The organism is Pseudoalteromonas sp. 13-15 (assembly GCF_001468205.2).
Lineage (GTDB): Bacteria > Pseudomonadota > Gammaproteobacteria > Enterobacterales > Alteromonadaceae > Pseudoalteromonas > Pseudoalteromonas marina.
Genome location: NZ_CP019162.1, coordinates 595,518 through 608,907, shown reverse-complemented (window position 1 = coordinate 608,907; position 13,390 = coordinate 595,518). Strand labels below are relative to the sequence as shown.

Sequence of the window (13,390 nt, the reverse complement as noted above, 5' to 3'; positions counted from 1 at the left end):
CTAAAAAAAGCAAAGCACGCGAAATAAAAAATAACGCGTGCTTTTATTAAGAGGGTTAAAAATTACCTTTAAAAATAATGCTAAACCTACGCTCATTCGCGAACCAGGAGCGAGAAGCTCGATTGCCATCATTGTCTATTTGCATTGAAGTTCGAGCAACCTCGTTAGTTAGGTTAGTGGCTTGCAGACCTAATTGAAACGAGTCAGTAATGTTATAAAATACAGAACCATCAAGTTGACCGCCAGCTTCATTATAAATGGGAAGCTGCGTAATAACGTCTTTACTTGTTAATAAATATTCAGAACGCCAATTGTATGCCAAACGCGCATTAACACCGTACTTTTCATACATAGCGACTAAATTGATATTATCCTTAGAAAGCCCTTCAAGAGGTAATCCTTCAAATGCCACATTATCGCCTTCTGTTGAGTCAGGTTTATCTGGCGATAGCCCTGCATTTGGCGATCCTTCTTCCTCGATATAGGTATAGTTAAATTGCATACCAATGCCACTAAAGGCACCAGGTAAAAAGTCGTAAAACTGCTGGTAAGCCAGTTCAAACCCTTGCACAGAACCTTCATCACCATTGGTAGCACCGTTTACTTGTACTACCTGTGTTGCGCCATTATTAGTAAATTCTCTATCCACTGAACCATTAATAAAGTAGTTACTCATGTCTTTATAGAAAAATGATGTTGTAAGTGACCCCACTCCCTCAGAAAAATACCATTCAAGCGCTAAGTCGTAGTTATACGACTCCATTGGTTTTAAGAATGGATTGCCTGAATTTGCCGTATAACGAGAATAACGAGCGTCTGTAATTTGTCTATCACTTGAGCTTTCATCATAAGTAATCACCAAATCTTCCGGTGTTATGCTTACAAAGTTTCTTAAGTTTCCTAAATCAGGTAATGCAATGGCTTCTGAAAAACCAAAACGCAAAATTAAATCGTCTTTTAAATTAAGTTTAACGTTTAAGCTTGGCAAAATATTAGTATATTCACTGCTTGCTGTTTGTTCTGTAAATCCTGCATTACCAAAGGCGGCTTGTTCAGGGGGTAAAAAGTTATCTGGGTCTGATGGGTCGTTAACGTCACCCACTGTATCTGGAAATGTTAAAAAACCATCAGTTTCATTTTTAATTTTTACATAACGAAGTCCTACATTACCGCTGTAAAACATGCTGCCTAATTCACCCTCAAAATTACCCTTGATGTAAAAAGCATTATTAACTTCAGAGGTTTCATTAATCTCGTTATTTAAAAAGTTACCTATTGTGTCACCGCGGCTTGATAAACGCTGCCAATTTGGCGACAAAGATGCAAACGCTGATTCAGCATTAGCGTAATCTTTAACTAAAGATTCGCTAGGAAACAAAAAGGCACCTTCAGATGCTACGTTTAGCACACCACCTCTTGCAAAATTATCAAATGTAATTTGCTCATAGCTATTGTTTAAGCTTGCACCAAGCTCATCACCTTCGGCATCAAACCATGCATTACCATTACCTGCCCATGCTTCTGATAACCACCCCCAATTATAAGTAGACTGGCGTGTTGTTTGGTCGCGTTTAGCATAACGAGCGCCTACTTTAACACTGGTAAAAAAGCCACTATCAAATGTATATTGTGTGTCAGCTGCAAAAGCGACTTCGTCACCTTCATTATCAGAGATATGATCCATAGCACTGCGCCAAAAATAATTATTTGGGTCAGTAAAAAAACCAGCGTCGTCATTATTAGCCGGATCTAGCAATGTGATATCTGGTAAATTATTACCATTTTGTTCTATGCCTACTACAGCTCTTGTTGCTCCCATGATTGAAAAGTCAAAAATTTCAGAAGTGGATTCAACATATTGGGCATCAAAATTAAACGACCATGTATCGTTTGGTCGATATTTGAGATTAAAGCCATAATCGTCAACTAAATTATCTTGATCTCTAAAGCGGGTAACCATGGCATGCTGAGCACCAAACTCGCCAGATGGTTGACGCTCTGCATCATTTCCGCGCCAACCTGCGTTAGATGTGATAAAACCTGACTCAAACAAACCTTGTTCTGTTACTTCAAATTCGGTTCCTTCAAGAGCAACTAAATCGTTGATTACAGCATCATCTGCCATTTCAATCGCATGCTCAGTCCATGCTAATGACGAATCAGAACGTATAAATTGAGCTGTTGCTAGTAACGTTCTGCTTTCGTTTTCAAACTGGAGCGCACCGGCAAAACCTTCCCTTTTTCTATCATCTTCTTTTCTGGTTAAACGTGTTGTTCGCGGAACAAACACTGCCTGCCCATTAACCAGTTCATTTTGTGGCTCGTACCGGCCTATTTGTGCACCGTCTGATTGAGCTTTTAACTCTGAGTTCGAGTAATTGACAAGTACGCCGAGCCTGCCAGAGTCTAAATCAAATATATCGCTGTATAAGCCAGAAAATGACGGCGTTGTTTCGTCTGCAAATTCGCTGTAACTAGCATCTAGTGTAAAAGCAACTACACGCCCTTCTGCATCAAAAGGTTTTCGCGTCACTAGATTCACCGTGCCTGCAATGCCGCCCTCTATCATATCTGCCGACTGATTTTTAAACAGCTCAACAGAGCCCATTAATTCAGGTGGAACATCCTGGAAACTTAACCCTCGCCCTGAATCGGCAGTAAACGTATCACGACCGTTAAACTCGCTTCGTGTGTGCGTTAATCCCCTAACAACAACACCGCTTCCCTCAACGCCGTAGTGATCAGGATCGTTTGCAGCAGCAAATCGTTCAATAGAAACACCCGGTAAACGGGTTATTGCCTCAAGGACGCTTCTATCCGGTAGAGACCCAATATCTTTTGCAGATATAGCATCAAGAACGGTTTCAGCTTCACGTTTCATATTCTGTGCATTGATTAAATTTGAACGTGTTCCTTGAACTATTACTACTTCAATATCTTCGTCTTGTTGTTTTTTTTTGTCATCTTCTTGAGCTGCATATAGGTTGCCGGATAAAGACGTTGCAATAATCGCAGATGCAATTACGGACAGCTTAAATGTACTGTTCTGTTTTTTTATCATTCTAATTTCCCTCATTGAAGTTCAAAAAGTACTGATCGTATTTTTTAAATTTCAACCCTTTTAGTGTGTGTGGTTATCATGCAAAGCTAGAATCAGATAAATAGCGGGTAAAATCGCCTAACTAACCACAAATACATCTATTTGAACGCCAAAATTAGTTTTTATTTGAACATGACGCTGAGTTTAAATACTGTCACATTGATATATTAACCATGAGAATCAATAACTTATAAAATAAAACTTAAAATAAACAATATATTAACAAAATTAACTATTTTTATCTTTAAGAGATGTATAAATTTACGTTAATACGTGTATCTATACGTTCAAATTCATATTTAACTTACACTTAGACGACGTTAATAATTTCCTTTGTTAATTTATTTTTATCACACACAAATAAAGAGTTGATAACAATGGTTAATAAAAATATAAAAAGTCTTTTTGTACTTACAGCATTTGCTGTATTAGTAGGCTGCGCTAAAGATGAACAATCAATACAGACCCCTCCACTGTATTTAAACGAATCAGCCTCTATTGATGAGCGCGTAAACGATTTAGTAACAAGGCTTACATTAGAGGAGAAAGTTGCTCAACTATTTGATAAATCCCCAGCAATTGAGCGCTTAAACATACCAGAGTACAATTGGTGGAACGAGGCGCTGCATGGTGTTGCAAGAGCGGGGAAAGCAACAGTTTTCCCGCAAGCAATTGGTCTTGCTGCTACATTTGATGAAGACTTGATGTTAAGAGTTGGTACCGCAATTTCTGATGAAGGCAGAGCTAAACATCATGCTTTTTTAGAAGAAAATAACCGTTCTATGTACACAGGCCTTACCTATTGGTCGCCAAATATTAATATATTTAGAGATCCACGATGGGGACGCGGACAAGAAACTTACGGTGAAGATCCATACTTAACAACGCGAATTGCAGTTAATTTTATAAATGGTTTGCAAGGCGACAATGCTGAATATTTAAAATCAGTTGCAACACTTAAGCATTATGCTGTACATAGCGGCCCAGAAGTTTCAAGGCATAGCGACGACTATACAGCATCCGAGAAAGACTTAGCTGAAACCTACCTCCCTGCATTCAAAGATGTCATTGCACAAACAAAAGTTGCATCTGTAATGTGTGCTTACAATAGCGTAAATGGCACGCCGGCTTGTGGAAACAATGAGCTTATCCAAAATAAACTAAGGGATGAATTTAATTTTGATGGCTATATTGTATCGGACTGTGGTGCTATTGCAGATTTTTACGATGTAAAGTCACATAACATCGTAAATACTGAGGCTAAAGCAGCTGCAATGGCGCTTAAAACCGGTACTGACTTAAATTGCGGCGACCATCATGGCAATACATACAGTTACTTATCGCAAGCAGTAAAAGAAGGTTTAGTAGAGGAAAAAGATGTTGATAAAGCCTTAAAACGGTTGATGTATGCCCGTTTTAAACTTGGCATGTTTGATAACCCCGAAAATGTACCATATTCAGACACTACTATAGATATTGTAGGCTCTAATAAGCATTTAGCTTTAACACAAGAAGCAGCTCAAAAATCTTTAGTACTTTTAAAAAATGAGCAAGTATTACCATTAAAGGGAAATGAAAAAATAGCCCTTATAGGTCCAAATGCTGATAACGAAGCTATTTTGTTAGGCAACTACAATGGCATGCCAATAGTTCCAATAACACCTAAACTAGCACTTGAACAACGTTTAGGCAAAAATAAACTTACGTATACTGCAGGCTCAAGTATTACCGGTGAAGTTTATACACATTACCAGCCTATTGAAGCAAAGCATTTTTTTCATCTAGATCATAATAATCAAATGCAACCAGGATTAATTGCACAATACTATCCTTCAAGTAATTTTGACCGCCAACCTGTAAAGCGTCAAATAGAAAAAAACCTAGATTTTAGCTGGGAGCGCTCTCCTATTGACAACTCTATAGAACAAGAATTTGCTGTAAAATGGACAGGAATCATTAAACCCCAAGAAACTGCTGAGTATCATTTTAAATCAAACAACGTTGATTTCACACTTAATGGCCAGAGCGTTAATGGCGCTATAACACTTGAAAAAAATCAAAGTTACGAGCTAAACGCTGAATCTAAATTTAACCACTATTGGCATAGTAACGTTATTAATCCAACGGCGAGTCTTACTTGGTTGAAAAACCCTCAAGGGCTTACACAACAAGCACTCAGTAATGCTAATGAAGCGGATGTAATTGTATTTGTAGGAGGCATTAGTGCTAATCTTGAAGGTGAAGAAATGCCACTGCAAATAGACGGGTTCTCTCATGGTGATCGCACCAATATTAATTTACCTAAAAGCCAACTTAATTTACTCAAAAAGCTAAAGCAGACAGGAAAACCTATCGTACTTGTAAATATGAGCGGTAGTGCAATGGCATTAAATTGGGAAAACGAAAATATTGACGCAATTATCCAAGGTTTCTATCCAGGTGAAGCGGCCGGAAGTGCGCTAGTAAACCTACTTTACGGCGACTATAGCCCATCAGGTAAATTGCCCATTACATTTTACAAGTCTGTATCTGATCTACCTGATTTCAAAGATTATTCAATGAAAAACCGTACCTATAAGTACTATGAAGGTGAGGTACTTTACCCGTTTGGTTTTGGCTTAAGTTATGCTGATTTTAAATACAAAAACACACGTTATTCAATAAACGCAGACTCAGGAGACTTAAACCTAACAACAACAATTGCCAACCAAAGCAGTTTTTCAGCTGACGATGTTGTTCAAGTTTATATCTCTATGCCTGATGCACCGGTAAAAACACCAAATAAGCAATTAGTGGGCTTTAAACACATTACCCTAAAAAACGAATCGAAAAACGATATTAAATTTACTATTCCTAAAAATAAACTCTCTTATATTAATGAGCAAGGCATTGACGTTGCCTACAAAGGACGCTTAATTATAACAGTAGGCTCTGGACAGGGTATTAAAATACCAAAGGATAAATTTACAGTGACTAACATTGTTCTATAAAAATAATAAAAATTTAGGAAATATAAAATGGAAAATACAGCAACAGATCCCACACTCAGTGGTGCATCTATTAAATTAGCAAATAATGAAAATGAGAATTTGCTACGTATATTTTTTATTGCGTGCGTAGCTGCGATTGGTGGTTTTTTATTTGGCTTTGATAGCGGTGTAATTAATGGCACAGTTGATGGGCTTATAGGTGCTTTTAACTCAGACAATGTAGTAACAGGATTTAATGTAGCAAGTATGCTTTTAGGCTGTGCTATTGGTGCATTAATAGCAGGTAAGAGTGCCGACCATTTTGGTCGTAAAAAGGTATTACTTGCGACCGCTGTTCTTTTTATTATCAGTGCATGGGGTTCAGGCATTGCAGGGGCGTCGGGAGAGTTTATAATTTATCGCTTAATTGGTGGGTTAGCAGTAGGTGCAGCCTCTATAATAACACCTGCTTATATAAGCGAAATTGCCCCAGCACGTTTACGTGGCACGCTTACTTCTATTCAGCAAATTGCTATTATTCTAGGACTATTTTTCTCTTTTTTAAGTAACTATTCATTAGTACAAATATCTGGTAACTCCACCGACGTACTTTGGTTTGGCTTTGATACGTGGCGATGGATGTTTTGGATAGAGCTAGTTCCTGCAACTATGTTCTTAGTCACTTTACTTTTTATTCCAGAAAGCCCGCGTTTTTTAGCAATGAAAAACAAACAACAAGCAGGCTTAAAAACTTTATCACAGTTATTTGGTGCTAAAAACGCCAAGTCAATGTGGGAAGAAATTAGGCAGTCATTAGGTAACAGCGAAAAAACAAAAATAACTAACTTATTTCAGGCAGGTACTTTTAGCCTAAAACCTGTAGTTTATATTTCAATTGGGCTTGCCATACTACAGCAACTAGTCGGTATTAATGTGGTGTTTTATTACGGAGCAGTACTCTGGCAAGCAGTTGGCTTTTCAGAATCAGATGCGCTTTTTATCAATATTATTAGTGGCGTAATCAGCTTGGTAGCCTGTTTCATTACCTTATCGCTTATAGATAAAATAGGCAGAAAGCCATTTTTACTAATTGGATCAATAGGCATGACCTTCTCACTTGTCGGTTTAGTTGTTGCATTTTCTAACGGCACTATAGACCCTCAAGGACAATTACAACTTGGCGACTGGGGTTTTACCGCACTTGTACAGGCCAACTTATATGTATTCTTTTTTAATCTTTCATGGGGTCCAGTAATGTGGGTAATGCTCGGCGAGATATTTCCAAATAACATAAGGGGATTAGGCTTAGGGGTTGCAGGACTTGCTCAATGGCTCGCTAACTTTTTAGTCACCATGACCTTTCCGATACTGCTAGCTGGCGGAGGGCTTGCACTTGCGTATTCGCTCTATGCTTTTTTTGCTTTTATATCAGTACTTTTTGTTATTTATTTAGTAACTGAAACCAAAGGAACGAAACTAGAAAACGTATAATTTTACCGTCATGAATTATTTAACTTAGAACTACAACCCTTTGCGTCTATTCTGTTAATTGATTAGACGCATTGCCTTCTTTTTGATTGAACCTCATAAAAAAGTATAGATACGAACTTTAAGCAAATTTTCTAAATCGTCTACATAACACTAAATAATCGCTTGTTTAGTTGTTTTTATTGGCTGAGCTTGATTCTCTTTCTATTAATTCAAAATCTAAAATATGCCTTAAGTCTACGCTTTTTACATTGCTTAAATCGTTATACTGACCCGATGCAAGTAAAGTAATCGCAAGCTCAGCCATTTCATTAATGGGCTGTTTTACCGTAGAAATATTTGGCCACACTATGGTTGCAAGTTGCGTGTCATCAAAACCAACAACCGACAGTTCGCTTGGAATATTAATGCCTTGTTTTTGAGCTATTGGGATCACGCCTGCTGCCATATCATCGTTTGCAGCAAAAATAGCTGTAGGTTTATCATCAAGCGAAAGTAAATTCATTGCCGCTTCCATACCCGATTGATAAGTAAAACTGCCCTGCTCTATATACTCAGGAGGCGTTATTATTTTATTAGAGCGCAGTGCATCTAAATAACCTTGGTAACGCAAACGGCTTACACCTTGTTTAGTGTCGCCAATAATATGTGCAATTTTGCTATGCCCTTGATTTATTAAATGCTCTGTAACATCAAACGCCGCTTGATAATCGTCCATGCATATATAAGGGGAGCGATTTAATTTTGTATCTGGCGTTATTCTTACAAATGGTACTTGTGCTTTTGTAAGCACATCTAAAACCTGTTCGTTGTCGCACATAGGAGGCAGTAAAATCATGCCATCAACCTGTGTAACATCAATAAGTTGCTTTACCGATTCAATTGTTTTGTCAATATCGCTATGCGCTTCGTCAACAACAAGGTGGTAGCCCAATGCGCGGCATTTTTTAAGCGCAGCCAATAAAAACTGGCTTATGTAAGAGTCACTTGGGTTATCGTACAGCAGTCCTAAAAAGAATGACTTAGTACTAGCTAGGCGCCTAGCTGACACATTAGGTCTGTAGTTTAATTGCTCAACAACCGCCATTACTTTTTCGCGGGTTTTGTCGCTTACCTTGTTGTCTTGGTTGAGCACGCGCGAAACCGTCATCATTGATACGCCCGCCTTTTCGGCTACATCTTGTATTCTTGCTCTTTTAAGGTCGGCCATTTCTTATTACCTACTCACAACCAATCGATTATTAAAATTAACTTTAATTTTTTATTATACATAATGGGAAAGTCTAATATTGTTTGCATTGTTTTTTAAATAATTACTATTAATACAGAATCAAAATAATAATATCAGATATTAGCGCTAACAAAGGCCGTGAAAATACAAATATCTTTTCATTAACACACTTAAAAATAAACCCGAACAGCATATTACATATAATTTTGAATAAATTAATGGCGTTTAGCTCTCGCTATAAAATACAATAAATTTAGATCATCTTTAGCCAATAATTTAAAATTTATTCTCTTAATTTATTTTTGACTTCTAAAATGCATCACTAACTATGCAACAAATTTAAGTATTGATTATAAAGCATAGTTTAAAAACTAGCTTGACTTAACAATATCAAATCAATTATGTTAGCGCTAACATTAAGACAACATTTAAGTGCAACATTTATGTTCCTTGGTATCGATTTAGGCACTTCAGGTGTAAAAGTAATTATTTTAGACGAGCAAGACCAATTGCTTGCTCAAGCAAATGGAGCTTTGAGCATTTCACGCCCTGCACCACTTTTTTCTGAGCAAAACCCTACCGATTGGTGGCTTGCTACATGTAGTGCAATCGAGGAGCTTAAAAATACTCACCCTGCATTACTAAAATCGGTAAAGGCAGTAGGCCTTTCTGGGCAAATGCATGGCGCTACGCTGCTTGATAAAAACAATAATATTATTCGCCCCGCCATTTTATGGAACGACGGGCGCAGCGCAGCGCAATGTGTGAAGCTTGAGAAACGCGAACCTAATTCTCGTAATATTACCGGCAACATAGCAATGCCGGGTTTCACTGCCCCTAAATTGGTATGGCTAAAAGAGTTTGAGCCAGAAAACTTTGTAAAAGTAGCCAAAGTATTATTACCAAAAGACTACCTACGCTTTTTAATGACCGGTGATTTTGCATCAGATATGTCTGACTCAGCAGGCACACTGTGGCTAGACGTAGAAAAAAGAGCCTGGTCTCAAAAAATGCTTAGTGCTTGCGACTTAACAGAGCAACACATGCCTACCCTATATGAAGGCACACAGATTACAGGCAAATTAACAGCCCAAGTTGCTGAAAAATGGGGAATGGAGCAAGTCCCCGTTGTTGCAGGGGGTGGCGATAATGCCGCAGGCGCTGCCGGTGTTGGCGTAGTAAAACCTAAACAAGCATTTTTATCGTTAGGCACGTCGGGCGTTTACTTTGTTGCTAACGAAAAATACCTGCCTAACCCTGAAGGTGCAGTACATACTTTTTGTCATTGTATTGAAAACACCTGGCACCAAATGTCAGTGGTGTTAAGCGCAGCAAGCTGTTTAAACTGGGTTACTCAATTAACCGGTTTTGAAAACGAAGGCGCACTTCTTGAACAAGTGAGTAAATGCGACTTTAGCAAACCAAGTTCAGTGATATTTTTACCCTATTTAACTGGCGAACGTACACCGCACAATAACCCCGATGCCAAAGGCGTGTTTTTTGGTTTAGACAGTGATACCGATGCAGCAGCCCTTGGCCGTGCAGTACTGGAGGGCGTTGCTTTTGCCTTTGCCGATGGACAACAAGTACTGCTTGATGCTGGTGCGCAAATTGACGATGTAACCGTCATTGGTGGTGGCGCTAAAAGTCCGCTCTGGGGGAAAATCATCGCAAGTGTACTTAATCGTCCCCTTATTTACCGAGAAGGCTCAGAAGTTGGTCCCGCATTTGGCGCTGCAAGACTTGCCCGAATAGCAGTAACACAACTCTCTGCACAACAAGTGTGTGTTAACGGCAAAGTAACGCAGACAATTGATCCAGATCCAATCATGCAAGACTTTTACGCACAGCAATACAGCGCATACAAAGCACTTTACCAAAGTCTAAAAAAACACTTTTAATACACGATTATAAAATTAATGGAGCACATCATGAGTGAGCAATTTTTTAAAAACGTAGAAAAAATTAAATTTGAGGGTGAAAACTCTAAAAACCCATTTGCATTTCGTTACTACGACGAAAATAAAGTCGTTCTTGGTAAAACAATGAAAGAGCACCTTCGTTTTGCAGCGTGTTACTGGCATAACTTTTGTTCTACAGGGTTTGATATTTTTGGTGAAGGTACATTCGACCGTCCTTGGATCCAACCTGTCGGCAACCAATTAGAACTTGCGGAACAAAAAGTAAAAGTAGCTTTTGAGTTTTTCGAAAAGCTAGGCGTTCCTTACTTTTGTTTTCATGATGTTGATATTGCCCCTGAAGGTAAAACACTTCAAGAAAGTCACGATAACGTAACGCACATAGCAAACATTATCGAAAAAGAAATGCAGCGTACAGGTGTAAAATTACTGTGGGGTACTGCTAACTTATTCTCAAACAAACGTTTTTGTGCAGGTGGTGCAACAAACCCTAATCCTAATACGTATGCATATGCAGCAGCGCAAGTTAAACATGCAATGGAAATTACACATCGTTTAGGCGGTGAAAACTACGTACTTTGGGGCGGCCGTGAAGGTTACGATACACTACTAAATACAGACCTTGCACAAGAAAGCGAACAGTACGCACGCTTTTTAAAAATGGTGATAGAGCATAAGAAAAAAATTGGCTTTAAAGGCACATTATTAATTGAGCCAAAACCACAAGAGCCAACTAAACACCAGTACGATTACGATACAGCAACAGTGGCAGGCTTTTTACATAAGCATGGCTTACAAAACGAAATTAAAGTAAACATTGAAGCGAACCACGCAACACTTGCGGGTCATAGCTTTCATCACGAAATTGCGGTTGCTTGTGCAGAAGGTATTATGGGTAGTATTGATGCTAACCGTGGCGACATGCAAAACGGATGGGATACAGACCAATTCCCTAACGATGTAGCCGAATGCACACTCATCATGTATGAAATTTTAAAAAACGGCGGTTTTACAACAGGTGGCTTTAACTTTGATACTAAGCTTCGTCGTCAATCGTGTGAACGCGATGACTTATTCATTGGTCACATTGGCGGTATGGATACAATGGCTAAAGCATTACTCAATGCAGCAGCAATGATTGAAAGTGGCGAGCTGTCTGACTTTGTTGAAAAACGTTACGCTGGCTGGAAAGAAGAGCTAGGTCGAAGCATTCTAAATGGTGAGCAATCACTTGAGAGCCTTTCAGCCTTAGTACATGGACAAAATATAAACCCAGAGCAGGTATCAGGACGCCAAGAACTGCTTGAGAATATTGTTAACCGTTACCTATAATGACATAGCCTCGGTTTTAAAACCGAGGCAAACTTTATTAAGAACCAACCACACAGATCAGAAATGTTCACAATAGTTATTGAGACGTGCGTTTTTCAGCCGCTAAAAACCCTAACTTGTTGATAAAAATTAAATTTTGGTTGTTCATATAATCTAAAAAATTACGTTATTATAAATGCACAATTGCAAAATCACCAAAATACACACAGTAACGTTGAGGTTTTTGCTATAGATTACTTTAGATTTAAACAAGGAGCTTTGGTTATAAAATACTGAAAATAGCCCATGAACAGATATGTACGTTATCAGGCGGCAGCAAAGCATTGAGTGAGAGCATAAATCATCGTTTAATGTTTATAAGCTAATAAATAAAAACCGCATACACATTTAACTTCACCAAACTAAAGCAATAATCAAACTGCTGTAAGGATAAACTGCCCAAGAAGCTCATCAAACTTTCAAACGTGAGTTAATTACTTCTTATTTAAGCCTTTCCCCGTTGCAGCCCAGTATATGCCACCAAAAATATGTTCGGTCAAAAACTCACTGTTATAAACCGCGCTTGTATGCCCAAGAGCCGTATAAAATGAGCGGCCACCGTCATAGTTTTGGTACCACGAAATTGGATGAAACGCCCCCATACCTTTACCTATTTTATTATTGCCCCAGTCAACATGTGGATTATAACTTTGCTCATCTACCGTTAGTAAATAGTTTAATTTACTCAGTTCTGGACCAAATTCGTACCATTCGTCAGTCCATAACATTTGCTGTGGCATATGATTTAAACCAATAAAGCTAGTATTGGCCACTTTACTTAAAACTGCAGTTTGAATAACTGGGTGAATACTAAAAGAGCGCCCTACTAACCTTTGATACCACGGCCAATCGTACTCAGTATCAGACGCACTATGAACTCCAACAAACCCCTTTCCAGATTTTATAAATTGCTCAAATGCTTTTTGCTCTTGAGTGTTTAAAATATCTCCCGTGGTTAGTAAAAATATCACGACATCAACATTAGCTAAATATTTGTCATTAAAATAATGACTTTCTTCGTGCCAAACTAAATTAAAATGATGTTTGTTAGCTAAACCTTCAATTGCTTTAACGGCGTTAGTTTTAGACTTATGATGCCACCCTTCGTTTTTGGTGAATAAAAGGACATTAAATTGTTTTTTAGGCAACGTTTCAAATCCTACCCCATAGCTTTTGGTTGCAGTTAAGAGGAGTATAACTGGTATAACAAGGGCTGAAATAAAAACTCTGAAAAAGGCAAAAAACATAATATTCCTTATAAATTTATTAGCAAACAGCAAGTTAATAATTAAATAGTGGGTTGGGCTAAAGC

General features: G+C 38.2%; 7 protein-coding genes. 4 read left to right on the top strand and 3 right to left on the bottom strand.

The window, feature by feature from the left end:
- Positions 1–55: 55 nt before the first annotated feature.
- Entirely contained in the window at positions 56–3,061 is a 3,006-nt protein-coding gene (locus ATS72_RS02865) for a TonB-dependent receptor (RefSeq protein WP_058428790.1), read from the bottom strand.
- Between the two features lie 416 nt (positions 3,062–3,477).
- Here ATS72_RS02865 and ATS72_RS02860 point away from each other — a divergent pair, with 416 nt between their 5' ends.
- The gene (locus ATS72_RS02860) at positions 3,478–6,090 is read left to right on the top strand and encodes a glycoside hydrolase family 3 C-terminal domain-containing protein (RefSeq protein ID WP_058428789.1); all 2,613 of its coding nucleotides are present in this window, start codon (positions 3,478–3,480) and stop codon (positions 6,088–6,090) included.
- 27 nt (positions 6,091–6,117) lie between these two features.
- Positions 6,118–7,560, top strand: coding sequence for a sugar porter family MFS transporter (locus tag ATS72_RS02855; protein WP_058428788.1), 1,443 nt, complete (start codon positions 6,118–6,120; stop codon positions 7,558–7,560).
- A 166-nt stretch (positions 7,561–7,726) separates the two neighbouring features.
- Here the strand turns inward: ATS72_RS02855 and ATS72_RS02850 are convergent, their stop codons facing one another.
- The gene (locus tag ATS72_RS02850; RefSeq protein WP_058428787.1) at positions 7,727–8,767 is read right to left on the bottom strand and encodes a LacI family DNA-binding transcriptional regulator; all 1,041 of its coding nucleotides are present in this window, start codon (positions 8,765–8,767) and stop codon (positions 7,727–7,729) included.
- A gap of 464 nt (positions 8,768–9,231) precedes the next feature.
- On the opposite strand from ATS72_RS02850, the gene xylB reads away from it, so the two are divergent.
- Together xylB and xylA are read left to right on the top strand one after the other, a co-directional pair.
- Positions 9,232–10,689 carry a xylulokinase gene (gene xylB / locus ATS72_RS02845; protein ID WP_058429169.1) on the top strand — a complete coding sequence of 486 codons (1,458 nt, stop codon included), beginning with the start codon at positions 9,232–9,234 and terminating at the stop codon, positions 10,687–10,689.
- Between the two features lie 30 nt (positions 10,690–10,719).
- Positions 10,720–12,039 (top strand): xylose isomerase, encoded by a 1,320-nt coding sequence (gene xylA, locus ATS72_RS02840; protein WP_058428786.1) that lies wholly within the window; start codon positions 10,720–10,722, stop codon positions 12,037–12,039.
- Positions 12,040–12,512: 473 nt separating this feature from the next.
- On the opposite strand, the gene ATS72_RS02835 is transcribed toward xylA, so the two are convergent.
- Positions 12,513–13,325, bottom strand: a complete 813-nt coding sequence (locus tag ATS72_RS02835) for a ThuA domain-containing protein (RefSeq protein ID WP_058429168.1) — start codon at positions 13,323–13,325, stop codon at positions 12,513–12,515.
- Between the last annotated feature and the right edge of the window lie 65 nt (positions 13,326–13,390).